This is a genomic window from Tropicibacter sp. S64 (assembly GCF_049803835.1).
Lineage (GTDB): Bacteria > Pseudomonadota > Alphaproteobacteria > Rhodobacterales > Rhodobacteraceae > Pacificoceanicola.
In genome coordinates, this window is record NZ_JBNAGK010000003.1 from 191,978 (window position 1) to 215,890 (window position 23,913).

Annotated in this window: 25 protein-coding genes; 3 read left to right on the forward strand and 22 right to left on the reverse strand. The window is 64.6% G+C overall.

What is annotated here, in order from left to right; genetic code table 11:
- Nucleotides 1–208 precede the first annotated feature (208 nt).
- The 15 genes from ACP159_RS06595 to ACP159_RS06665 form a co-directional block, all read right to left on the reverse strand.
- Nucleotides 209–778, reverse strand: a complete 570-nt coding sequence (locus ACP159_RS06595) for a VPLPA-CTERM sorting domain-containing protein (RefSeq protein ID WP_425098861.1) — start codon at nt 776–778, stop codon at nt 209–211.
- Between the two features lie 101 nt (nt 779–879).
- On the reverse strand, nt 880–1,686 hold the full coding sequence (locus tag ACP159_RS06600) for an ABC transporter permease (protein ID WP_425099045.1): 807 nt from the start codon (nt 1,684–1,686) through the stop codon (nt 880–882).
- 129 nt (nt 1,687–1,815) lie between these two features.
- Nucleotides 1,816–2,697 (reverse strand): ABC transporter permease, encoded by an 882-nt coding sequence (locus ACP159_RS06605; protein WP_425098862.1) that lies wholly within the window; start codon nt 2,695–2,697, stop codon nt 1,816–1,818.
- A gap of 86 nt (nt 2,698–2,783) precedes the next feature.
- Nucleotides 2,784–3,443, reverse strand: a complete 660-nt coding sequence (locus ACP159_RS06610) for a VPLPA-CTERM sorting domain-containing protein (protein WP_425098863.1) — start codon at nt 3,441–3,443, stop codon at nt 2,784–2,786.
- A 120-nt stretch (nt 3,444–3,563) separates the two neighbouring features.
- Nucleotides 3,564–4,289, reverse strand: coding sequence for a transporter substrate-binding domain-containing protein (locus ACP159_RS06615; RefSeq protein WP_425098864.1), 726 nt, complete (start codon nt 4,287–4,289; stop codon nt 3,564–3,566).
- A 125-nt stretch (nt 4,290–4,414) separates the two neighbouring features.
- A complete protein-coding gene (locus ACP159_RS06620; protein WP_425098865.1) occupies nt 4,415–5,188 on the reverse strand; it encodes an ABC transporter ATP-binding protein in 774 nt (257 codons plus the stop codon).
- A 91-nt stretch (nt 5,189–5,279) separates the two neighbouring features.
- The gene (locus ACP159_RS06625) at nt 5,280–6,005 is read right to left on the reverse strand and encodes a phosphate/phosphite/phosphonate ABC transporter substrate-binding protein (RefSeq protein WP_425098866.1); all 726 of its coding nucleotides are present in this window, start codon (nt 6,003–6,005) and stop codon (nt 5,280–5,282) included.
- A gap of 14 nt (nt 6,006–6,019) precedes the next feature.
- A complete protein-coding gene (locus tag ACP159_RS06630; RefSeq protein WP_425098867.1) occupies nt 6,020–6,457 on the reverse strand; it encodes a TerB family tellurite resistance protein in 438 nt (145 codons plus the stop codon).
- 76 nt (nt 6,458–6,533) lie between these two features.
- Nucleotides 6,534–6,983: a TerB family tellurite resistance protein gene (locus ACP159_RS06635; RefSeq protein ID WP_425098868.1), complete on the reverse strand. Its 450-nt coding sequence runs from the start codon at nt 6,981–6,983 to the stop codon at nt 6,534–6,536.
- A gap of 13 nt (nt 6,984–6,996) precedes the next feature.
- On the reverse strand, nt 6,997–7,776 hold the full coding sequence (locus ACP159_RS06640) for a 23S rRNA (adenine(2030)-N(6))-methyltransferase RlmJ (protein WP_425098869.1): 780 nt from the start codon (nt 7,774–7,776) through the stop codon (nt 6,997–6,999).
- Between the two features lie 293 nt (nt 7,777–8,069).
- A complete protein-coding gene (locus ACP159_RS06645) occupies nt 8,070–9,125 on the reverse strand; it encodes a hypothetical protein (protein WP_425098870.1) in 1,056 nt (351 codons plus the stop codon).
- 12 nt (nt 9,126–9,137) lie between these two features.
- On the reverse strand, nt 9,138–10,781 hold the full coding sequence (locus tag ACP159_RS06650) for a CTP synthase (protein ID WP_425098871.1): 1,644 nt from the start codon (nt 10,779–10,781) through the stop codon (nt 9,138–9,140).
- Nucleotides 10,782–10,991: 210 nt separating this feature from the next.
- The gene (gene secG, locus ACP159_RS06655; RefSeq protein ID WP_425098872.1) at nt 10,992–11,375 is read right to left on the reverse strand and encodes a preprotein translocase subunit SecG; all 384 of its coding nucleotides are present in this window, start codon (nt 11,373–11,375) and stop codon (nt 10,992–10,994) included.
- 438 nt (nt 11,376–11,813) lie between these two features.
- Nucleotides 11,814–12,212: a DUF6524 family protein gene (locus tag ACP159_RS06660; protein WP_425098873.1), complete on the reverse strand. Its 399-nt coding sequence runs from the start codon at nt 12,210–12,212 to the stop codon at nt 11,814–11,816.
- On the reverse strand, nt 12,209–12,718 hold the full coding sequence (locus ACP159_RS06665) for a GNAT family N-acetyltransferase (protein ID WP_425098874.1): 510 nt from the start codon (nt 12,716–12,718) through the stop codon (nt 12,209–12,211). Before ACP159_RS06665 ends, ACP159_RS06660 begins: the two co-directional genes overlap by 4 nt.
- Nucleotides 12,719–12,824: 106 nt before the next feature.
- Between ACP159_RS06665 and ACP159_RS06670 the strand changes: the two genes are divergently transcribed.
- Nucleotides 12,825–14,120, forward strand: a complete 1,296-nt coding sequence (locus ACP159_RS06670) for an adenylosuccinate synthase (RefSeq protein ID WP_425098875.1) — start codon at nt 12,825–12,827, stop codon at nt 14,118–14,120.
- 79 nt (nt 14,121–14,199) lie between these two features.
- A complete protein-coding gene (locus ACP159_RS06675) occupies nt 14,200–14,442 on the forward strand; it encodes a DUF2842 domain-containing protein (RefSeq protein ID WP_425098876.1) in 243 nt (80 codons plus the stop codon).
- Between the two features lie 115 nt (nt 14,443–14,557).
- Here the strand turns inward: ACP159_RS06675 and ACP159_RS06680 are convergent, their stop codons facing one another.
- Nucleotides 14,558–15,175, reverse strand: a complete 618-nt coding sequence (locus tag ACP159_RS06680) for a hypothetical protein (RefSeq protein ID WP_425098877.1) — start codon at nt 15,173–15,175, stop codon at nt 14,558–14,560.
- A 160-nt stretch (nt 15,176–15,335) separates the two neighbouring features.
- A complete protein-coding gene (locus ACP159_RS06685) occupies nt 15,336–18,176 on the reverse strand; it encodes a hypothetical protein (protein ID WP_425098878.1) in 2,841 nt (946 codons plus the stop codon).
- Nucleotides 18,177–18,303: 127 nt separating this feature from the next.
- Here ACP159_RS06685 and ACP159_RS06690 point away from each other — a divergent pair, with 127 nt between their 5' ends.
- Complete coding sequence (locus ACP159_RS06690; RefSeq protein WP_425098879.1) at nt 18,304–18,990, forward strand: thiamine diphosphokinase; 687 nt, start codon at nt 18,304–18,306, stop codon at nt 18,988–18,990.
- Here ACP159_RS06690 and ACP159_RS06695 read toward each other — a convergent pair.
- From ACP159_RS06695 to ACP159_RS06715, 5 genes are all read right to left on the reverse strand, one after another.
- Nucleotides 18,911–19,840 (reverse strand): DMT family transporter, encoded by a 930-nt coding sequence (locus ACP159_RS06695; protein WP_425098880.1) that lies wholly within the window; start codon nt 19,838–19,840, stop codon nt 18,911–18,913. The two genes, ACP159_RS06690 and ACP159_RS06695, sit on opposite strands and share 80 nt — an antisense overlap.
- Nucleotides 19,841–19,936: 96 nt before the next feature.
- Nucleotides 19,937–20,866, reverse strand: a complete 930-nt coding sequence (locus ACP159_RS06700; protein WP_425098881.1) for a DMT family transporter — start codon at nt 20,864–20,866, stop codon at nt 19,937–19,939.
- 254 nt (nt 20,867–21,120) lie between these two features.
- A complete protein-coding gene (locus tag ACP159_RS06705) occupies nt 21,121–22,056 on the reverse strand; it encodes an AEC family transporter (protein ID WP_425098882.1) in 936 nt (311 codons plus the stop codon).
- Nucleotides 22,057–22,179: 123 nt separating this feature from the next.
- Nucleotides 22,180–22,977: an MBL fold metallo-hydrolase gene (locus ACP159_RS06710; protein ID WP_425098883.1), complete on the reverse strand. Its 798-nt coding sequence runs from the start codon at nt 22,975–22,977 to the stop codon at nt 22,180–22,182.
- Complete coding sequence (locus tag ACP159_RS06715; RefSeq protein ID WP_425098884.1) at nt 22,974–23,780, reverse strand: TatD family hydrolase; 807 nt, start codon at nt 23,778–23,780, stop codon at nt 22,974–22,976. The genes ACP159_RS06710 and ACP159_RS06715 overlap by 4 nt, the downstream gene beginning before the upstream one ends.
- Nucleotides 23,781–23,913: the final 133 nt, after the last annotated feature.

Below are 23,913 nucleotides of genomic sequence, written 5' to 3' on the forward strand. Positions count from 1 at the left end.
AAACCCGTCGCGGCGCATTCCGGCGTTGAAAATTGCAGCGAGCGCGCTTTGTAGATCGGTCCCGCAGTTGCCGTGAGGCCGTCGCGAAGGGACGGAAGAAAAGCTCTCGGGCAAGACATTGCAGTTGCGAAAACTTGTTGCGCCCAAAAAGATGTCCCGCGACAGCCAAGGCGCGGGACCGATGCTGCTGAAGACAGCTTTCCGGATATCAGGCCCGGCGCCGCCTCAGCGCCGTGAGGAAGCCGAGCCCGGCGACCATCAGCCAACCGGCTGCGGGCAGCGGCACGGTGGAGGTCTCCTCCACCGCTTGGGCAAAGGTCAGATTGGCGTTGGTGTAGGCGTTCGGAGAGGTGTTGCTCGGCACGTCGGCAAAGATGCTGGACGCCGGCCTGCCGTAAGGGGTGTTGTCGTTTGTCATGGCGAGCCCGTAAGCCGGGCTGACGGACGGGGTCGCGTCGGTCTGGTTCGAGATGAACCGGGCCGTCAGCACGGTGCCGAGGGCGTCCAGTGTCCAGTAGTTCATCCGGACCGCGCCGGGCAGGACGTACTCACCAAGCCCGAAGGCGCTCGGTGTGCCGGACACGTCATAGCCGGTGATCTGCACGCTGCTTGCCTGGACGCCGGTGACGCCGAGCGTCAGGCCACGCGCAATGCCGGTCACTTGCGCTTCGCCGCTAAGACCGGGGCGGTTGGCAAAACTGAAGGTTACGCTGTAGGTGGCCGCCTCTGCGGCAGCGGAAAAGCCGATGAGTGCACCGATCGCGAGCAGAGTCTTCATGAAATTTGGCCCTTTAAATCAGTGTCGTAGGTGCGACTTTAAGAAAAGGGCCGAGGGTCGGCAACCATCTTGCGCTGGTGACCCAACGTAACCTTCGGATGTCAGCGCAGCAGGTTGGGACGCAGCTTCAGCTTGCGCCGCACATCCTGCGGCAGATGCCGGTTCAGACGCCGGTTCACGAGGCCGAAACTGCCGATGACCGTCAGGGTCAAAAGGATGAAGAATCCGGCCAGGATCGGGTAAGGGATGAACGGGTTGAAAGTCTTGTCGGCAAAGTAGTTGGCATAATAGAGCGCATCGCCGCGTTGCTGGAATGCCGGGAAGCCGGAGAAATAGACGAGCGTCGTGGCATGGAACAGGAAGATCGCCTCGTTGGTATAGGCAGGCCATGCGAGCCGCAGCATCGTCGGCCAGGTGATCCGCCGGAACTTGGTCCAGCCGCTGAAACCATAGGCGTCGGCGGCTTCGAGGTCGCCCCGGGGAATCGACAGCAGCGCCCCGTGGAAGATCTCGGCGCTGTAGGCCGCGGTGTTCAGGAACAGGACGATCAGCGCCCCGAGCCAGGCCGAAGTGAACGGATCGAAAAAGGACGAAACGCCCTTCAGGCTGAGGAACAGGAAGTAGGCAAAGAAAAACTGGATGAACAGCGGGCTGCCGCGGAAGACGAAGATGAACCATTCCGCGGGTTTGCGCAGAGCCGGGTTGGCGGAGGCCTTGCCGAGCGCCGCCGCCGTGGCGAGGAAGAAGCCGGAGACCAGCGCCAGCAGACCGAAGTAGATGTTCCAGATCATCCCGGAGCCGATCAGCGTGATCTGCTGGCAGAGCGTATAGCCCTCGCGCGGCAGAAGCCTCTCGCCGATCCCCAGCGAGCGCAGGCCATAGTCGGCGATGGTCTCAAGGCAACTCACGTCAGCCATGTTCACGCAGCCCCCCGTGTTTCTTCTCTTCCCAAATACCTCCAGGGGAGTCCGCAGGACGGGGGCAGAGCCCCCAACCAAAATTTTGTCCCGGCAAAATTTTCACGCGCTCGGACAACGTCATGCCGCCTTCCTCTGCGCTTCGCCGCCCGCCGTCGCCTGCCCGTGCGTCAGGCGTTTCATGATCCGGCCCAGCACGACCTCGGAGACCCGCGTGAAGGCGAGGTAGAAAATCAGCAGCGCAAGGAAATACCACATTCGCCAATCGCCGTGTGGATAGTCCGTGAACCGCGCCGTCTTTGACCCGCCCAACTCCCGCGCCCAATAGACGATGTCTTCAACCCCCAGCAGGAATAGCAGCGGTGTCGCCTTGATCAGCACCATCCACAGGTTCGAGAGTCCCGGCAGGGCATAGACCCACATCTGCGGCACCATGATCCGCCAGAACGCCTGCCGGTGGCTCATGCCATAGGCCTCCGCCGTCTCCATTTGCGCCCGGGGCACCGCCTTCATCGCGCCGAACAGCACGTTGGCGGCGAAGGCTCCGAAGACGATGGCGAAGGTCAGCACGGCCAGCAGGAAGCCGTAGGTCTCATGCACCGATTGCGCCGCATTGCCCAGCGGCAGCTTGGCCTCCGGGCAGACGACAAAATCGTTGCCCTGCCGGATTGGCATGTCCCAGTCGGGGCATTTCACCTTGTGCCGTATCCATTCGAAGAACTGGTCGAGGGCGATGACGAAGAACAGGAAGAACGCGATGTCCGGCACGCCGCGCACCACCGCGATATAGGCCTTGCCGAGCCAGCGCAGCGGGGCGATATGCGAGCGCGCGGCCGCGGCCCCGCCGAAGCCGAAAAGCAGCGCCACCGGGGCAGTGATGGCGAGCAGAAGCAGCACCGTACCCACGGACCAGTAGATCGACAGGTGCTTGCCCGTGGTCAGGTAGCACGACAGCCAGGCAAGTCCGTCAAGGCTGGCGGGATCGGTGCAATGGGAGAACAAGGGGTGTCCGGCTTCGCTCTTGTGTCTGGATCAGGCGACTGTGCGCGAAAAATCGCCTTTCACGCAAGACCCTTGCCGGATTTTCCTCACGTCCTGCGCCGCCGTGCCAGGCCCGCGCCGCCCAGTGCCGCGAGAAGCAGCAAGCCGGATGCGGGCAACGGGACCGGGGAGAGCGCCGTCGCGCCCGCGATTGCCGTATCCGAGATCAGCACCTCCGCAAGCCCGGTGTAAGGGGTAAACGGGTTTTGCGTCTCCACCACCGTAAACGTCACAAACCTGACGCCGGAGATCGGGGTGGTCAGTGAGAAAGCCTGGCTGAGGTTGGTGTCTGGTGCCAGGCTCAGACCGCTCCAGCTGGCCAGTGTCGTGGTGTCGTCCGAAACCGACAGATCGAAGGTGATCGGCTCGTAACCGCCGTTGTCTGCAAGCCCTGGAAAGGTGGACTGATGGTTCCAGATATAGAGGCCGCCGAAGTCGACGAGGCTGGAAAACCCCCACCGGATCCAGGCGCTGGCCACATCGCCGTTGGCGGTGGTCCAATGATTGCCATTTGTGGTGCTGGAATAGGGCGCGTGCGTCGCGGCCGGATCGCCGACCGTAGACAGGCCGGAACCGTTGATGGTGTTGGCTCCGCGGTAGGTGAAGCTGAAATTGGTGCTGGTGGTGGCGGTTGTCGGGGTCACGATGGCGGCGGAAGCCGGGACCGCGAAGGCCGCAAAAAGGGCGGCAGCGACGAAACGTAACATGGCTATTCCTTTCGGTTGAAAACGAATGACGACAGCGTGCCAATCCATGTGACACAACGTCAATGAAAAAGCTGCGCAGCACCGCCGCGCAGCTTTTCCTGGTTCACAGGCGAGCAAGCCTCAGAAGGTCTCGCCGATCTCCCATTTGGTGATCATCGCGTTCAGCGTGCCGTCGTCCTTCATGGACTGGATGGCCGCGTCGAACTTGTCCTTCAACTCGGTGTCGGACTTGCGCAGGCCCATGCCCACGCCGCCGCCGATCAGAACGTTCTCACCCGTGAACTCGAGGTCGTCGTTCTCCGCCGCGATCGGATCGAGGTAGGCCTTGTCCGCCAGCACCGCGTCGGCTTCGCCGTTGCGTACCGCCGCGATGGTTTCGTCCGGCGTGGCGAATTCGAGCAGCGTCGCGCCGCTCTCCGCCACGTAGGACGCCTGGATCGTGCCGGTCTGCGCCGCGATCACGCCGCCCATGAGGTCAGGCGAGCCGCCGGCCAGCGCGAGGAAGGCGGAGGGGTCCGGCTGGGTGTAGTTCTGGGTGAAGTCGATCTGCTCCTTGCGCTCGTCGGTGATCGACATGCCTGCGATGATGGTGTCGTAGTTGCCCGACACGAGGTTCGGGATGATCGAGTCCCAATCGTTGGTGACCCACTCGCAGGTCAGGCTGGCACGGGCGCAAAGCTCGTCGCCGAGTTCGCGTTCGAAGCCGTCGACCTCGCCCTTGTCATTGATGAAGTTATACGGAGGGTAGGCGCCTTCGGTGCCCATGCGGACGACGGAATGGCTTTCGGCAAAGGCCGCACCGGCACCGAGCGCCAGAACGGCGGTGCAAAGCAGAAGGTTCTTCATCGGTAGTCTCCCTGTTGGATCCATCCGCGCGTTACCCGGCGGATTTGATGCCGGCAGGGTTATGCGAAAAAGCGTCGAATACAAGAGGGGCGTCGGGTCACGCTGCTGGACAAACAGGCGTTTGATCAAATGTGCGACGTTGCCGAGAGAAAGCCCTTGAGCCGTTCGGACTGCGGATTGCCGAAAAGCCGATCCGGCGGGCCTTCCTCCTCGATCAGCCCCTGGTGCAGGAAGACGACGTGATCGGAGACGTCGGCGGCCATCTTCATGTCGTGGGTCACGATCAGCATGGTTCGCCCTTCCTCGGCCAGCGACTGGATGACCCGGATGACTTCCTGTTCCAGTTCCGGGTCCAGCGCACTGGTCGGCTCGTCGAAGAGCAGCGCTTCCGGCTCCATGCACAGGCCCCGCGCGATGGCGGCACGCTGCTGCTGCCCGCCGGACAGCTGCGCCGGGTAGTTGTCGCACTTGTCGCCAATGCCGACCTTGTCGAGATACTTGCGCGCGGCGGCCTCCACCTCGGCCCGATCCCGTCCCAGCACCGTGACTGGCGCCTCCATGACATTCTGCAGGATCGTCATGTGCGCCCAAAGATTGAACTGCTGGAACACCATGGACAAATTCGTCCGGATACGGAGAACCTGCTTGGGATCGGCAGGGCGGCGGCCATGCCCGGACCCGTGCCAGAGCACCGGCTCGCCCTTGAACAGGATGTCGCCCTGCTGGCTGTCCTCGAGCAGGTTGCAGCACCGAAGTAACGTCGACTTGCCGGACCCGGACGAGCCGATCAGCGAGACCACGTCGCCTTTTCTTGCTGTGATATCAACGCCTTTGAGGACTTCCAGACTGCCGTAGGCCTTGTGCAGATTGCGGATCTCGATGACGGGGCTGTCGGTCACGGGCGGGCCTTTCGCGGTGCTGGGTTGCCCGGCAGCTTGGCGCAAAGCAGGCCCGCGATGCAATCGGGAAATCGGCTTTTCCGACGCTGCGTCAGGCGGTTGCCATCAGATGCGGCGGATGCGGCAGGGCCATCATCTCCGACACGGGCCGCTGCACCACGCCCTTCAGATTCAGCGCAATGCGATGGACGAGGGGCAGCGCGGCGATGGCATGGGCCAGGGCTTCGCGGATACGGACCGGATCGTGGCTCAGGCTACAGATGTAAGGCGTCGCCGGCGTCGGGCGTGTGCGGACGATCTCGCGCAGCGTGCTGCTGTGCGGGTCGTAGCGACGGATTACCCTCCACGTGTGTGCGTCGATGGCGGCAATGTCGCCATCCCCGTCGGCGATCATCCGGACGGAGGCGACGTGCCCGCCGCTTTCCGCAGTTATGTTGGGCTTTATTCCGAGAGGGTCCGCATGATCCCAAAGGCTCAGGTGGCCGGATTGGCTGTGATCCTGGTTGATGACCACCCGGGCACGCAACAGCTCTTCGAGCGATCGGGGATCGTCCTGCCGTGCAATCAGAACGGAATTGTAGGTGCCCGGCGGACAATGCGGCAGGTCGAAATCCGGATGGCCGACGACATGGACTTTGCCGTGCAGACGCGTGCGGTACGGCAGGTTGCAGGTCTGTCCAAGCACCAGATCGGGATGCTCCCAGCCTTCCCAGAGGCCGATCTCGCGGTCAAGCGTCTCGGGACCGAAGCCAAGGTGCTCCCGAACCAGCGACCAAAGCGCGTCATTGGCGGGTTGCAATTCCGCGCGGTCATACATGGGAAGCGAAGATATCATCTCTTTTCAACCCTTTGCCGTGCGAGAGCGCTGTCGAGATCGGGAATGCCCAGCAGGTTCGAGACCAGCCGCAGCAGCGCGTCCTCCTCCGCCTCGCGATGGCCGTCGGCGAGGACGACCTGCCAGAGCGCTTCGATCACGGCAATACGTTCGTCGTAGGGCACGGCGTCCTTGATGGCGCGGGTGAAGCGGACGGTGTCGGGGGCCTCTGCCTCAAGGCTTTCTGAACGGGTCCTCAGATCGGCCGTCTCGAACGGCGACAGGTCGTAGCGGGCCGCTATGATACGGTCTATTTTGTCTTTCTCCTCAGCATCATAGCTGCCATCGGAGCGGGCCACGCGGACAAGGAGCGCTGTCAGGGCGAGCCGGGCGTCGGCCCGATCGAGCGGGGCGGGGTCCGGTGTCGTGAGACGTCTGAGAAAATCGGCAAACATGTGCCTGCGTTACACATAAATCCCGATTTTTCCAACGTGTTTTCGCAGGCTTGCCGGGTTTCGGCAAGTTTCGGCCTTACGGGATGCTGGCCTCGGCGCGGGCGGCCTCGCTGTCGGAGCGGTCGATGCCGAGCGTGTCTTCAATCAGCTCCACAAGTGCTTGTTCCCGCTCATCATTTACGCCGTCGGCCATGACCACGGACCAAAGCGCGGCCACCTTGGTGAGGCGATGTTCGTAGTCTACGGCGGCGCGGACACGTTCAGCCATGGCGCGGTCGTCCTTGATATGCAGGGCGAGTTGTTCACAGGTCGCGCGCATCTTCGCGGCTTCAAGCGGCTTCAAACCGTAAGCCTGACTGAGGATCAGGTCTATTTCCTCAACCTCTTCAAAGAGATAAGCGCCGTCCGCCATGGCGACGCGCACGAGAAGCGTGCCGAGGGCGAGGCGGGCGTCCGGCTCGGGCAGCGGTTTCTTCGGCGGGGTCTTGGCCGAGAAGAAGGTTTTGAGGTGCTCGAACATGGTCATTATTTCCCTTTTTTTACAGGGATTTGAAGCGTTTCGTCAGGGCTTGCGCGTGGTCGGCGAGCCCCCAGGGAGGGTTGAGCACAACCATTCCGGAACCGACCATGCGGTGGCCTTTCCGTGCCGGCGGGAAGGTCACTTCATGGATCAGGGCCTCGCTTTGGCTCTGCCGTATCGCCGCAATCATCGGCTTATGTTGGGGTTCGGTCAAGATGGGATACCAGATCATGACGATTCCGACGTTCCACTTCTTCGCAAGCGTGTCCACGAATCGCGGCATCCTGGCGTAGTCTTCCTTCAGCTCCCAACTGGGGTCGATGAGAATCAGTCCGCGGCGCGGGTCGGGGGGGCAGAGGCTTTGGGCAAGGGCAAAGCCATCTTGTTGATAAACCTTGGCATTTCCTGCCGCGCTCATGGTGAACTCAAGCGCGGCGTGCTCCTGCGGGTGCAACTCCGCCAGATGCAGGCGGTCGCTCTCGCGCAAAAGCGTTTGCGCAATGAGCGGGGAGCCGGGGTAGGCGTTCGGGCCACGCTTTTCGCGGATCGCGTGCAGCGCCCGCGTGTAGGGGTGATCCTTGCCAAACCATTGGCTCACAAATGAAATCCCCTGCGCCGCCTCGCCGGTCTTCTGCGCCTCCGCGCTGGTCAGATCATAAAGCCCGCGCCCGGCGTGGGTCTCCAGATAGGTCAGCGGCTTGTTCTTTTGGGTGAGATAATCCAGCGCCTGCGCCAAGAGCGCATGCTTGTGGACATCGGCCAGGTTCCCGGCGTGGTAGGCGTGTTGATAAGAAAGCATGAAGGCTGCGTAAGGGGGGGCGCAACGGCTTGCAAGAGCGTGTTTTGCTCGGAGTTTGGTACAAAAGATACCGATTTTCGTACAGATTACCCCCCTTTGGATTTGGGCCTTCCGGGGGCGCTTTGGGGGTTTGGTACAAAAAGGGTCGAGTTTCGTACGGATTTGGGGGGAGGGGAGGTGGCCGGTTCGGGTGCGGTTCGGAAAAATGCAGGGTTCGGGGAAAATTTTGTTAGGGGTTTGATAACCCGGGGCTTCCGTTACTGGGTAAGGCGGGCGCTTGGCGCCCGAAAAGTTCAATCATCAATTTGGCTAATATTGCCAAGAAGCCGGATTTCCTCTCGAAGTTCCCTCAACTCAGCTATCTCGGAGTTTAGATCGCTAATTTCGATAGGTACGCTTGCACTATCTGATGCCTGAGCATCCGTGTCCGAGAAATTTGAGATCAACTCAACTTCGCCACCGGCGGTATAAAAGGCTGAAAATTTTGTGACAGCCTTTTTCAAGACGGCTTCTTGTTCCGGTTTCAACTGGTCGCCTAGAAGCTTCTTCGCTTCTTCGAACACGTTCGAAACGCCTTCTTTCTCAATTTTCTCGCGCTGTTTATCCAAGTCATCTCGGATTGTTTGAGTCAGCAAGCGTTGCCTGTCGAGACTATCTCTAGCCAGTTGCACCTGGATAATTTCCTTGGCGATCGAGGCCAAGTGTTTTGTCATTCGCGCCAGAAGGCTGGTCGCCAACACCCCCATTGAAAGGTACAGAATTATCGAACCGTTCTGTGCACCTTCAACGCGGATATCCTCCGGCCTGTCGCCCGAGCAGACTGCTAAGCCTCTGCCAATCTCGTACCAGTCGTTCGCCCATTTTTTGAAGTCGGCTATGTTGGAGATTGATGCTTGGTCCTTGAAGACCACAAGGGCAAAGCCCTTGCCGACTTGAGACGTAACGGATTGAAAATCAAGATCGATCTCCTTAAGCGCAGACGCCGCTTGTCTTAACTTGTTCTCCACTTCTCGCAAAGCTTGCTCGTCTGCTTGAGAATCTGAAGCGGCGGACGCAGGATCAAAGTCGCTGGACGTGAGGACGCTTTTGACGTGACGTGCTCCCGACGCTCCGAGAAGGTGAAGCGCGTCAAGCTGTTCCAATAGTCGTGTTTGGTTGATCGTCAGTTCAGCCATTGGCAAGTCTGTAAGACTTTCCACCAGTGCATTTAGTGGTTCTCGAACCGGTTGTTTGTTGGCTTGCTGGGAGTTGTGTTGAAGCACCGTATTCAGAGCATTGTAGTGCTTCAATGCTGGAACGACGTTAGTTCTAAACCAGTCGCTTAAAGCAACAATTTCGCGAGCATCCAAGGCAATCCCTTTCTAAACCAACCGCGACACCTCTTTCGCCGCCCTTACAAAATCCCTGAAAAGCGGGTGCGGGTCAAAGGGTTTCGATTTCAGTTCCGGGTGGAATTGTACGCCGATGAACCACGGGTGGTCCGGCCATTCGACGATTTCCGGCAGGGAGCCGTCCGGGGACATGCCGGAGAAACGCATGCCGGCCTCTTCGAGTTGGTCGCGGTACTTGATGTCGACCTCGTAGCGGTGACGGTGGCGCTCGTCGATGGCGCAGGAGCCGTAGACCTCGGCGACCTTCGAGCCTTCCTTGAGCACCGCGTCATAGGCGCCGAGGCGCATGGTGCCACCCTTCGCGTCCGTGACCTTACGCGAGACCTTCTGGTTGCCCTGCACCCATTCCTTGAGGTGATAGACCACCGGCTCGAAGCGCTTTTCGCCGGCCTCGTGGTCGAACTCCTCGGAGCCGGCACGGGCGACGCCGGCGACGTTGCGCGCGGCCTCGATGACGGCCATCTGCATGCCGAGGCAGATGCCGAGATAGGGAATCTTGTGCTCGCGGGCGTATTGCGCCGCCTTGATCTTGCCTTCCGTGCCGCGCTCGCCGAAGCCGCCGGGGACGAGGATGGCGTCGAACTTCTCGAGATGCGGCGCCGGGTCCTCGCGCTCGAAGATCTCGGCGTCGACCCACTCGACGTTGACCTTGACGCGGTTCGCCATGCCGCCGTGGGTCAGGGCCTCTGCGATGGACTTGTAGGCGTCTTCGAGCTGGACGTACTTGCCGACGATGGCGACGGTGATCTCGCCCTCGGGGTTGTGGATGCGGTCGGAGACGTCCTCCCACTTCGACAGGTTCGGCTTGGGTGCCGGGGTGATGCCGAAGGCGTCGAGCACGGCCTGGTCCATGCCCTCGCGGTGGTAGGCGAGGGGGGCGTCGTAGATCGTGCTCAGGTCCTGCGCGGCGATGACCGCGTCGGGGCGGACGTTGCAGAAGAGGGCGAGCTTCTCGCGCTCCTTGGCGGGAATCGGCCCTTCGGAGCGGCAGACGAGGATGTCCGGGGCGAGACCGATGGAGCGCAGCTCCTTGACGGAGTGCTGCGTCGGCTTGGTCTTCAGCTCGCCGGAGGCCTTGATGTAGGGCAGCAGCGTCAGGTGCATGAAGATGCACTGGCCGCGGGGCTTGTCCTGGGAGAACTGGCGGATGGCCTCGAAGAAGGGCAGGCCCTCGATGTCGCCGACGGTGCCGCCGATCTCGCAGAGCATGAAGTCGACCTCATCCTCGCCGATGCGAATGAAGTCCTTTATCTCGTTGGTGACGTGCGGAATGACCTGAATGGTCTTGCCGAGGTAGTCGCCGCGGCGCTCCTTCTCCAGCACGTTGGTGTAGATGCGGCCCGAGGAGATGGAATCGGTCATGCGCGCGGGCACGCCGGTGAAACGCTCGTAATGGCCGAGGTCGAGGTCGGTCTCGGCGCCGTCATCGGTGACGAAGACCTCACCATGTTCGAAGGGCGACATGGTGCCGGGATCGACGTTCAGATAGGGATCGAGCTTGCGCAGGCGCACGGAGAAGCCCCGCGCCTGGAGAAGTGCACCGAGCGCGGCCGAGGCGAGGCCCTTGCCAAGCGAAGAAACCACACCGCCGGTGATGAAAATGAAACGTGCCATGCGCGGAGCCCCGTGAGTTTTTTGTCGTGTCGTGCGTCTGGTGAGTCCGAAGAAACGCCAAATTCTGGACATCTGCGGAGCCTTGCGGCGCGCAGTATCACGGGATTTGACCTTTACAGGATTCGAACGGATTTGTCCAGCGGACCGCAAGATGCTGTTGCGGTCCGAAGGGTGTGTTCAAGGTGTTGTTGCGGCCCCGTCGGGACGGGGTCAGTCTGCGCGCGGCGTCAGCGGCGCGGTCTCGTCTGTGCCGGCATCGCCCGCGGAGGGCGGCGGCAACAGTTCGTTGGTGTCGACCGGCGCGGACGTCCCATCGGTTGTCTCCGCGCTGGCGGGCGCGTTGCCGAGGCGATCGAGGATCGAGCTCCCGGCGGCGTTCTGGGCAGAGAAGATCGTCAGCGTCAGCGAGGTGACAATGAAACCGGCCGCCAGAATCCACGTCAGCTTGCCCATGGCCGTTGCTGCTGACCGTTGGCTCATGGCACCGCCACCGCCACCCATGCCAAGGCCGCCGCCTTCGGAGCGCTGGAGCAGCACGACGCCGATGAGGCCGAGTGCAAGAAGCAGGTGGACGATCAGAATGACGTTTTCCATGGGGCGCGTGCCTTCGGTTCGAGGATTGGCGGGTATGTAGGGGAAGCCGCGAGAGGGCGCAACCCGGCAATGGCGGCGGGACGCCTGTTCGGCGCTCTTTGCGCCTCAGGCGGCAAAATCGCCCCGCCCGCCGTCCCACCGGCGTCGGTTTTCAAGCTTTGACCGCGGGTGCGATTGAAGCCTTGCATTGGAGTATTTGAGAAGAGAAGAAACGGGGGACGCGGCTTCTGACAAACGCAGGTCGCGCCACCCCGGTCGCCCGTGTGAGCTATGGAGCGCCACGTCGTCCCTTTCTTCTCTTCTCAAATACTCAAAAAATGACGCATGTCGCCAACGGGCGCGATGCTTGAGAGGGGGCACGGCGGGCGCGGCCGTCAGGACGCGCCCGCCTCCGGGCGACGCGCACAGCGCGGCGCAATCCCTCCGGTCCGTGCAGCCTCAGTTGTCCTCGACATCGTCCATGTCGACCTGGCCGGACAAGGCCCTGCGGATGATCGACCACGACAGCCCGACGCCGAGCACAAGCGAGAGCGCCAGGATGCCGATCCAGGTCACCAGTTTCGGGTCGGACAGGTCGAAGAGACCATAGTCGAACAACACCCACAGTAGTGCGCCCACCAGCGCCAAGACCAATGCCACGCCAAAGGCGCCGATGGAGCGCAGGGTGGCGCGCAGGTAGATCACGTAGCCGACGAACAGCACCAGTCCCAGCAGCACCGCGAGCGGCATCTGGTCCTGCCCATGGCGGGAGGCCCAGCGGACATAGTTCCACGGAGTCGGGTTGTAGGTGGCGGTCAGCAAAAGCAGGGCGAACAGCCAGCGCAGAAAGAAGCTCATGTGTGTTCCGGACGTTGGGCCTCGGCCTGGGGCAGCAGGGCAGCGGGGAGCGGACCAAGGGTCTTGCGCATGTGGGCCCGGCTCAGGGACTGGCCATCGCGCGAGACCGTCTCGTGCCGGATGACCTCGAATCCCATCGACAGGAACGGTCCTTGCGCGGCGAGGCTGGCATGGGTGGTGAGTTCCGGCATCTTCTGGCGCCGCGCGTCCTCGATCAGCATGGTCATCAGCCTGCGGAAATGGCCCTGATTGCGCAACTGCGGCGCGAGGAAGATCATGTCCACGTAGCCGTCCGCGCGCAGCGTTGCGAACCCCTGTGGACGGCCTGTGTCCAGTACAGCAACCCGCTGCGCCGCGAGCCGGGCGGCCCAGCGGCTTCCGGCATGGGCTTCCGACAGCCAGGCGCGGCGTTGGGCGGGGGTGTACGGGCTCGGGGTGGCGTGGATGGCATCGAACATCAGACGGCCGAGCACGTCATAGTCTCCGGTTTTGGCCCATCTCAGCATGCAACCCCGCGCGGCCTTTCTGCCGTGACATTTTTTCGGTTTCGATCCGTTTCGACCACCTATATAGGGAGCCGGGTTTGAGGTCATCACCTGAAAGGCTTGAAAAATGGCAAATGTGGTTGTCGTGGGCGCCCAGTGGGGCGACGAGGGCAAGGGCAAGATCGTGGACTGGCTGTCGAGCCGTGCCGATGTGATCTGCCGCTTCCAGGGCGGCCACAACGCGGGCCATACGCTGGTGGTGGATGGCACCGTGTACAAGCTGCATGCGCTGCCGTCGGGTGTCGTGCGTCCGGGCAAGCTGTCGGTGATCGGCAACGGTGTGGTCCTCGACCCCTGGCACCTGGTGAAGGAGATCGAGACGATCCGTGCGCAGGGTGTCGAGATCAGCCCGGAGACGCTGATGATCGCGGAAAACACGCCGCTGATCCTTCCTATTCACGGCGAACTGGACCGCGCCCGCGAGGAAGCCGCCTCCAAGGACACGAAGATCGGCACCACCGGCCGCGGGATCGGGCCGTGTTACGAGGACAAGGTCGGGCGGCGGGCCATCCGGGTGGCGGATCTCGCTGACGCCGCGACGCTGGAGGCACGCGTGGACCGGGCGCTGCAGCACCACGACCCGTTGCGCAAGGGACTCGGGATCGCGCCGGTGGACCGGGCGGCGTTGATGGCGGCGCTCAAGGAAATCGCGCCCAAGGTGCTGGAATACGCCGCGCCGGTCTGGAAGGTGCTGAGCGAGAAGCGCAAGGCGGGCACGCGCATCCTGTTCGAGGGCGCGCAGGGGGCCTTGCTGGACATCGACTTCGGCACCTATCCCTTCGTGACGTCCTCGAATGTGATCGCCGGGCAGGCGGCGGCGGGCACCGGTATGGGGCCGGGAGCGATCGACTACGTGCTCGGCATCGTGAAGGCCTATACCACGCGGGTGGGCGAGGGGCCGTTCCCGTCGGAGCTCTTCGATGCGGATGGCGACCGGCTGGGCGAGCGCGGCCATGAGTTTGGCACCACCACGGGCCGCAAGCGGCGCTGCGGCTGGTTCGATGCGGCGCTGGTGCGCCAGACCTGCGCGACCTCCGGGGTGCACGGAATCTCGCTGACCAAGCTCGACGTGCTCGACGGGTTCGAGACGCTGAAGATCTGCGTCGGTTATGAACTCGACGGCAAGCGGCTGGATTACCTGCCGTTCGCCTCGGAGCAGCAGGCGCGCTGTGTGCCGGTCTACGAGGAGCTGGAGGGCTGGAGCGAGTCGACGGAAGGCGCGCGCAGCTGGGCGGACCTGCCCGGCGCGGCGGTCAAATACGTGCGGCGGATCGAGGAGTTGATCGGCTGCCCGGTGGCGCTGCTCTCGACCTCGCCGGAACGCGACGATACGATCCTGGTGACCGATCCGTTTGCGGACTGATGGCCTGGTGTCCGCCCTTACGTCGGGGCGGAGCCTGATGTAGGCCGGGGCTGTGCCCCGGCACCCTGCGGAGGACGTGATGGCACTGAGTTACAAGGCACGCAAGCGCTGGTCGTTGGTGATCCTGCTGATCGGACTGCCGCTCTACATCATCGTGGCGGTGACGGTTGCGGACTGGCTGCGGCGGATCACCGGCGGGCCGCCGATGGTGGTGGAACTGGTCACCTTCGTGGTGCTGGGCTTTTTGTGGATGCTGCCGTTTCGGTCGGTGTTCCTTGGCGTCGGCCAGCCCGATCCGGAGGAAGACGACAAGACCCGCTGACGGCCTGCGCCGCTGTTCCGGGCCTTGCCCGGAAGGCGCCCCGCCCGCCGTCCCGTCGTTTGCGCAACAAAACGGCGTCCCGCTCCGGGGCGCCGTTTCGCGTTTTGGTCCATCGTCAGACGCGTTTGCGGCGCAGTCCGCTCAGGGCCGCTGCGGCACCAAGCAGCAGGAGGCCGGTCGCGGGCAGAGGCACCTGGGAGGCGGGAATGGCGCTATAGGTGTAGTTGTCCGCCAGGACTCGGGTAAAGGCGAGGCCGAACTCCTGCACGTTGACGGTGAGGGAGGTGAACGGCGTGTCCGAGAGGATGCCGAAGAAGGACTTGCTGAAGCTCGGGATGGCGGAGAAGATCTGGTCGCCGATCTCCAGGGTCATCTCGTAGGGTGAATTGTTGCCGAAATCCATGCCGAAGCCGGTGATCGCGCTGGCGAATGTAAAGGTGTGGGCCGTGTATTGCCACAGGTACCCCGGATACTCGAAGCCGATGCCGCCCGATCCGGCGCTGTTGTCACCGCAATCGGACACTGTCACGCAGCGGTAGAAATCGCCGGTGAGCGTGTAGTCGGTCCGGGACAGGGACGTGCCCGGACCGGAGGTCAGGTCCCCGAGCGTGTCAATCGTGTAGGCCCCGAGGGCGGCCTCAAAACCGGGACGGCTGGTGTAGCCGGTGGTCGCGGACTGGGCCGCGCTGGCGGCGAGAAGGGCGGCGGTGCCGAGAAGAACAGCGGAACGCATCAACGGGTCCTTTCGAAATAGGGTCCTGAACCGTTCCAAGTTTTCATCCGCAGGTCAAGAAAAAGGCGGTTTGCCCAGAATTTGCGTCAAAGACCGTCTTGAAACCTGAAAGGGCGGCCGTTGCGGGCCGCCCTTTCGCTTTTGCTCTGATGAAAGCGGATCAGCCCGCGACGCGCTTCGGCTTGAAGCTGATGCGGTCGGAGGCGGTGAAGCGCCCGCCGGAAGTCTTCTCGATCTTGCCCTCGCGCAGCAGCTGGCCGAAGCTGCGCAGGCGATCCTCGCGGCTGCTCTCGGTGTCCTCGGCCAGGCGCACGGTGGACATCAGCTGCGGGCGCGAGAACTGGTCTCGGCCTTCGACGAAGGACATGTAGGCCGCCGCCGCCTCGAGCAGCTCCGACAGGTCCCGCGCGCCGACCTGGTCGGCATAGGCGGCGAAGTCGCTGTCTGAAACCGGGGCTTCCGGCGTGTGGGTCACCGTCTGGCGCGAGGTCTGCGACACCGGGCGGTCCTCCGCACTGATGCGGCGCGGCCGGACCGGCGCGGCGGGGACGTCTTCGACCCGCTGTTCGGCCACCAGCTTGAGCGGCGCGGGGCGCTGCGTGGCCGGGGCCTCTGCGTTCTTCGGACGCTCCGAACGGATCGCGGTCGATTGCGGACGGCGCGGGCGCACGGCATTGGCGAGATCGTCGCGGTAGTTTTCCATCTCCTCCTCGGCCTGCTGCGCGGGCTTGCGGCCCAGCAGCTTGTCGGCCTTCGTGGCGGCGACGGCGGCGCGCAGGTGGGCAATCGCGCTGCGGCGGCGGTTGCCTTCCGGCTCCTCCAGTTCCTCGTTGGTCTGGTCGAGGATGCGCGAGGTGTCGTTGTCCTCCACGGCCTTCTCGGTCAGCATCACGCGGCCCGGGCTCGACATCTTGACGGCCTTGCGCACGTCCTCGATGGCGGAGCGGATGTTGCTGCCCATGGTCGCTTCGTCCGGCAGGTTCGCCGAGGTCCCGCCCAGCGGGTTGTCGAGGCGCAGCGGGGCGGGGCTGGTGGCGGCGGTCTTCGGCGCGTCCCAGTCGTCCTCGTCATCCCAGTCATCCTCGTCGTCCCAGCTGTCGGCGGCAGGCGGCGGAGGCGGGGTCATGGACGCGGCGGGGCGCAGCGGGGCGGGTGCCTCGGCTTCGTCATCCGTGTCGTCCCAGTCGAGATCGTCGTCCTCGTCGTCCCAATCGTCGGCGGCCTGCGGTTTGGTGGCGGCGGCGGCGGCCGGGGCGATTTCTTCCTCGTCTTCGTCGTCGCCTGCGTAGGCCGCGGGACGGGTGTCTTCGATTGCGTGGTCGTCCTCGTCGCCCCAGTCGTCCTCGTCGAAGTCTCCGGCAAGTTCGGCCTTCACGGCGGCGAGTTCGCGGGCGAGTTCATCCTCCTCGTCCTGGCTCAGCGTGCTTGTCGAGGCCATCGGCAGCGGCGCGGGGGCCTCCGCGTCGTCCTCGTCGGTGACCTCCTCCAGCCGGCCGGCGGAAACGGCCTTTTCGAACGCGGCGCGCTTCACCTTGACGACTCGCGCACGCAGCGGTGCGGGACGGGTTGCGGCGGGCGGCGGAGGCGGCGGAGCAATGGCCTCGGGGGCGGAGAAATCCTCGTCGTCCTCGTCGTCCTCGTCGTCCTCCTGGGCGGCGTTGGCGATTGCGATGGCCTCGTCCTCATCCGCATCGTCCCAATCCCAGTCGTCCGCCTTGGCGCTGTCGCTGCCGGCGTCCTCGTCCCAGGCGTCGACGGTGCTGCCTTTCGGGGCGCTCCCGGTCGGCGCGGACTGCGTTGGTGTGACCAGCGCGGCAAGCGGGTCTTCGTCCTCGTCGTCCTCCTGTCCGGCCATCAGCGCGGAGAGGTCGAAATCGTCTTCGTCGTCGCCTTCCTCGGCCAGATCGGAGAGGTCGAAATCGTCGGAATCGGTCTCCGCCCCGGCCACCAGGTCGAGGTCGTCCTCTTCGTCCTGCTGCACTTCGGCGGTCAGTGCGGAGAGGTCGAATTCTGCGTCCGTGGCGGTGTCACGGTCGGTACGGGCTTCCGGGAAGGCCGCGTCTTCGTGATCGGCGGTATCGAGGTCGAGCGCGCCAAGGATGTCGTCGAGCGCGGCATCGCCGGTTTCACCGTCGGTGGCCGCGATGTCCTCATACTCGTCTTCGTCGACGTCGTCGCTGGTGTCCTGCGGCAGGTCGGCGACCACGGCGCGGATGCGGTCCAGCTTCGCGGCGATGCTGCCCGGGTCCGAGAACCGGCGGGCGGGCATGACCGGCGTGGCGGCGCTGTCCGGCATGAAGCCGTTGAAGGCAAAGGTGCCATGTCCGCTGGCCGGCTCCACCTCGGCGGTGTCCTCGGCGATGGCGGCGATGCTGTCAGCGGCCATTCCGGCGAGGAAGGCGGTGTCGATGTCGGGGGCCGCAGCGGGGGCAGCCTCGTCATATTCGGTGCTGTCCGTCCCGGCGATGACGTCGACATTGTCCGCGGCAACGGGCGCGTCCGCCTCGGCCAGATCGTCGGCCTGCATGATCCGGTCGGTCTCGGCCTCTGTTTCGGGCTGGCTCCCGGTATCGTCGTGCGCGTCGAGAGCTTCGGCCTGCGCCTCGGTCTCGGCGGCATAGCGCGCTTCCATTTCGGCGGCTGCGGCTTCGATGGTGTCATCGTCGGGCAGCTGTGGCTCGGCGGCCTGTGCCCGGGCGGGGCCAGCGCTCAGTGCGGCGGCCATGGCCCCGGAGGAGGCGGCGGTCAGCGCCGGGCGAAGCAGCAGCTTGCCGTCCTTCTCCTCGGCGGCGATCTGGGCCCGCATCAGCTCGGTGGCCAGTTCGGCGTCGAATTGCGGTGGCTCGGCGCCAAAGAACCGGTCCTCGCCCACGACGCCGCGGAAGAAATGCGTGGTTTCCTTCACGACGGCCAATGGATCCTCGAATCCTTCTGCCGTACAGGAGAAGGTGCCGTAGGAGACCGTCAGAATCTTGCTCGAACTCACCATTGTGCTGCTCACTTTCATTCGTTCTGCAACAGAGTGTTTACCACGCTGTAAAGGACGAAAGCTGACCGAATCTGTGCCCTGCAGGGTATCATTTCATGACCGGATTGTGGTCTGTTTCGCAAACTGCCATTAATTTGACATGAATTCCGAAATTGTTCACGCATCCGGCCCTGTGCTGCTCGTTGGCGGCGGCGAGGCGAAACAAAGCGCGCTGGCCGCGGCGATTGGTGACGTCTGCGCCGTCGTGGCGGCGGACGGCGGGGCGGCGGCGCTGCTGGACATGGGCATCATGCCCGACGCGGTGATTGGCGACATGGATTCCCTGTCGCCGGACCGCCAGGCGGGGCTGCCCCCGGGAGTCTTGCACAGGATCGCAGAGCAGGACAGCACCGATTTCGATAAGGCTTTACGCAACATTTCGGCGCCCCTGGTGCTGGCGCACGGGTTCCTGGGCGGGCGGCTGGACCACCAGATGGCGGTTCTGACGGTGCTCTGCCGCCATCCGGAGCGGCGCTGCGTGCTGGTCGGGGCGGAGGATGTGGTCACGCTGGTGCCGCCTTGTCTGACGGTCGCGGTGCCCGAGGGCGAGCGGGTGTCGCTCTATCCGATGGGGCCGGTGACAGGGCGGTCTGAGGGGCTGCGCTGGCCGATCGACGGGATCGCGATGACGCCCGCGGGGCGTGTCGGCACGTCGAACGAGGCGGTCGGCCCCGTCCGGCTGTGGGTCGATGCGCCGCGCATGCTGCTCATGCTGCCGGTGGCGTGCCTCGGGGTGCTGGTGGACGGGCTGGCGCACGCGGATGGATGGCCCGCTCGCGCAGGATGACGTAGAGGCCCGCGCCGATGGTGATGGCGATGCCCAGCGTCGCCAGCGGCCCCGGCAGATCGCCGAAGATCGCCCAGCCGATTGCGGTGGCGATGGGGATTTCCAGGTATTGCATCGGGGCGAGGGTGGCGGAGGGCGCGTAGCGCAGCGCCCAGGTCATCAGCAGATGCGCGAAAGTCCCGGCGAGGCCCATGGCGAGGACCAGTCCCCAGCCGCGTGCGCTGGGCGGCGTCCAGGTCAGCGCGGTCGTGTCGGACAGGAGCATGGCCGGGCCGATCAGGGCAATGGCCATGAGCGCGGAGACTGCCTGCATGCCGATGGGATCGGTGCGCGGCGCGATCTGGCGGGTGACCAGCATGAAGGCGGCAAAGGTGAAGGCCACGCCGAGCGGCAGCAGCGCGGGCCAGCCGACCTCGGCAAAGGCGGGCTGGATGACGAGGAGCGTTCCGGCGAAGCCGACGGTGCAGGCGAGGAGCCGTCGCAGGCCGACCTCTTCATGCAGGATGTAATGGCCCATGAGGAGCGAGAGGAACGGCATGACGTAGGCGATGGCGATGGCATCGGCGAGCGGCAGGTAGAGCAGCGAGGTGAAGACAAGGGCGATGCCGGCAATGTGCAGGAGCGTGCGGACGAGGACGAGCAAGGCGGTCCGTCGGTCCATGCGCAGGGGGCGTCGGGTGAGCGTGGCGAGCGGCAGCAGGATAAGCGCCTGAAGCGCGAAGCGCAGGAGCACGAGCTGACCGACGGCCATCTCCGGACCGAGCAGCTTTGCGAGCGCGTCGCCGAACGGGGCCAGAGCGCAGAAACCGAGCATGAGGCCGAGGCCGAGGAGGGGGCGGTCGATGTGCATGGGCGTGACGGTAGCGTGCGGGCGTGCGGGGTGAAACCCCGCCCTACGATCTGGCGCTATGGCGGGTAGGGCGGGGCTGCGTTCCGCGTGCGCTGCTCAGACCGGGGGCAGGGGGCGGCGGGCGGCGCGCTCCAGCGCCCGCTCGCGGTGGATGATGTAGAGACCCGAGGCGACGATGATGCCGATGCCGACGAAGGTCAGCGGTGTGGGGAAATCCCCGAAGGCGAAGTAACCGATGACGGCGGCCCCGACGATCTCCAGATATTGCAGCGGCGCGACCAGACCGGCGGGGGCAAGACGCAGCGCCTTGGTCAGCATCAGGTGCGACAGCGTCGCGACGATACCAAGGCCGGCGAGCGTCCAGACCGCCTTGCCCTCGGGCCAGACCGGGTCCATCAGCGCCACCCCGCTGCCATCCATGATCCAGAGCGGCGGAACAATCATGATCGACGCCGCGAGGGCGGTGTGGGCCTGCAGGACGATGGGATTGAGACGCTGGCTCATGGCGCGGGTCAGCAGCATGTAGATGGCGAAGAGGAAGGCGGTGCCGAGCGGCAGGAAGGCGACGGCGCCCAGATCGGAGAAGCTCGGCCGGATCACCAGCAGCGCACCGGAGAAACCGACAGCCGAGGCGGCCACCCGGCGCCAGCCCACCGGCTCGCCGAGGAACAGCGCGCCGAGAAGTGTCAGGATGAACGGCTCGACGAAGAAGATCGCAATGGCATCGGCGATGGGCATGGCCCGGATGGCCGTGAAGAAGCAGGCGGTGGAGGCCAGCAGCGCCGCTGCCCGGGCCAGGTGCAGCCCGCTGTCCCGGAGTGTCACGCCCATGGCGAGCCCGGCAATGAGCGCCACGGGATAGAGCAGGACCACCTGGATTGTGAAGCGCGCGGCGAGGATCTGCGAGACAGGCACCTCGTGCGGCGTTGCCTTGGCAAAGGAATCCATCATCGGCGCAAGAATGCAGAAGGCCAGCATGAACAGAATGCCGAGCGTGGTCTGGGCGGGCGCCTGGCTTTGCGTCATCGGGAGGTCTCCTGCGGTGCGGGACAGCAGTACGGGCATGCGCCGGAAGAGGAAACCCCTCTTGTGCGGGGCGCGGGGCAAAGCCCCGCCCTACGAGACCGCGGGGCCGCTGGGCGAGGATGCGCCCCGGATCGGCAAAGCGCGTCCCCGATTCTTCTCTTTCCAAATACTCGCCTGGACCGACCTTTACCCGATCCGGGCGCCGACGGACAAACGCTAGGGATCGTAGGGCGGGGTTCCGCCCCGCACCCCGCTCAGGGCAGGATCGACAGCCAGACCCAGACTGTCAGCACCGACAGCGCTGTCGCGATCAGCACGCTGGACGCCGCGACGCGCTGGGCGCGGCCATACATGCTGGCAAAGACATAGGTATTGATCCCCGGCGCCATCGCCGCAGTGATCACGGCAGAGCGGAAAGCCGACGTCGACAGGCCCGTCAGCGTTCCCAGCGTCCAGGTGATCGCCGGGTGCAGCACCAGCGAGACGGCGCAGATGAATCCGATCACCCGGAAGTCGCCCTGCGGCTTGTAGCGGCAGAGGACCCCGCCCATGCCGAACAGGGCGGCGGGCAGGGCGGCGCGGATCACGAGGTCGAGTGCGCCGGTGACCGGCGTGGGCAGGCTCAGGTCCGTGAGATTGGCGATCACCCCGAGGCCGATGCCGATGACCAGCGCATTGCGGAACATTGCCGTCAACACGGTGCGCGGCAGGGTCCGGGCCGGCGAGCCGCTGGCGCGTGCGCGGGCGATCTCCATCGCGGTGATGCCGATGGCGTAGCAAAAGGGCGAATGCACCGCGACGATGACGTAATTGGCCTCGAGCGCCCCGGCACCATAGGCGCGCTCGGTCACCGCGAGGCCGATCATCAGGGAGTTGGCGAAGAGGCAGCAAAACCCGATGGCGATGCTGTCTTCCCAGTCCCGCTTGAAGACATGCCGCGCGCCCAGCAGGCCGGTGACAAAGCCGGTGAGCGAGCCGGTATAGAAGGAGACCAGCAGCCAGGGGTTGAAATCCGGCCCGAGGTCGAGCGTCCAGATGGCGCGGAAGAGCAGGCACGGGAAGGCGAAGCTCTGGGTGAATTTCATCAGCCCGTCGACGCCGCTGTCCGAAAAGCCGCCTTTCCAGACCGCGAGATACCCCGCGCCGATAACCAGGAAGACGGGAAGGACAACGTCGAGCAGGGCTTGCATGGGCTTGGCTTTCGCATGGCGCCCGTGTCCGGAGCGGCGGCGCCTTGGGCAGAGGTCCGATGCCTCCGGCGGGGATATTTGTCGGCAAGAGGAAACAGGGGCGGTGTCGATGGCCCCGGGCGGTCAGAGGCGGTGGGTCAGGATCATCCCGTCATAGGCGGGCTCGATATGGGTGGGGGTCTCGGCGCGGACGGTGTCGTAATCGAGGTCGATGTGCATGTTGGTGAGCACCGCGGTTTTCGGCCTGGCCCGGTCGATCCATTCCAGCGCCAGGGCAAGGTGGGCATGGGTCGGGTGCGGTGTGCGGCGCAGGGCGTCCACGATCCAGCAGTCGAGATCTTCCAGCACGGGCCAGACCGCGTCGGGGATGTGGATCACGTCCGGCAGGTAGGCGAGGCGGCCGATGCGGAAGCCGAGGGCGTCGATGCTGCCGTGGTTCACGCGGAAAGGGATCAGCGGGATCGGGCCGCCGGGGCCGTCGATCTGGAAGGGGCCCTCAATCGTGTGCAGGTTCAAGATCGGCGGGTAGGGCGAGCCTTCGGGTTGCACAAAGGCATAGCCGAAGCGGGAGATCAGCTCGTTCTGTGTGTCGCCGTCGGCCCAGACGTTCAGCCGCCCGCGCATGTTGAAGACCACCTGCCGCAGGTCGTCGAGGCCGTGCAGATGGTCGGCGTGGCTGTGGGTCCAGGCGACCCCGTCAAGGGTGCCTACGCCCGCTGAGAGCAGCTGGTCGCGCATGTCGGGACCGGTGTCGATCAGCAGGCGCGTGGTGCCATCGGGACTTTCCCGTTCCACCAGCAGGGAGCAGCGCCGGCGGCGGTTCTTCGGATTGTTCGGGTCGCAGTCGCCCCAATGGCCGCCGAGGCGCGGCACGCCACCGGATGATCCGCAACCGAGGATAGTGAAGCGCAGGTCGGTCATCCGGCGACGCTCGCGGCGGACCAGGCGGCGGCCTTGGCGAAGAGGCGGTCGAAGTTGGCTTCGGTGGCTTTCGCGAAGTCCTCGTAGGACAGGCCGAACACCTGCGCACCGACCTTTGCCGTATGCACGACATAGGACGGCTCGTTGTCGCGGCCCCGGTGCGGCGGCGGCGCGAGATAGGGGCTGTCGGTTTCCACAAGAATACGGTCGAGCGGTGCGGCGGCGAAGATGTCGCGCAGGTCTTGCGATTTGGGGAAGGCGGCGATGCCGGACATGGAGAGATAGAAGTTCAGGTCCAGCGCGGCCCGGGCCAGTTCGGCGGAGGAGGAGAAGCAGTGCATGACGCAGCTGTAGGGCTTTGCGCGATAGCCCTCCGTCAGGATGCGGGCCATGTCTTCGTCCGCGGCGCGGGCGTGGATGATCAGCGGCAGGCCGGTTTCCTGCGCCGCCTCGATGTGGATGCGCAGGGAGGTCTTTTGCAACGCGGCGCTGTCGGCGGTGTAGTGGTAATCGAGGCCGGTCTCACCGATGCCGACCATCTTGGGATGGCGGGACACCTCGACAAGGTGCTCGACCGAGACCAGCGGCTGTTTCGTCACGCTCATCGGATGGATGCCGTAGGCGTAGAAGATCGGATCGTGCTGTTCGGCAATTGCCCGCACGGTCGGTTCGCTCGGCGGTTTGGTGCAGATCGTCACCATGCGGTGGACGCCGGCGTCGAGCGCCCTCTGGATGACCGCCTCGCGGTTTTCGTCGAAGGCGGGAAAATCGAGGTGGCAGTGGCTGTCGGTGATCGTCGTCATGGCACGTCCTTTGATGCCATCGGGGTATCGGCGGGCGCGGGGAGGGTCAAGACAGGGCGGCGCGAATGGCGGCCCGGCAGGGAGGGTGAGAAGATTTTTAGGCTAAAAATCTGCTCACCGTCCGGCACGACGC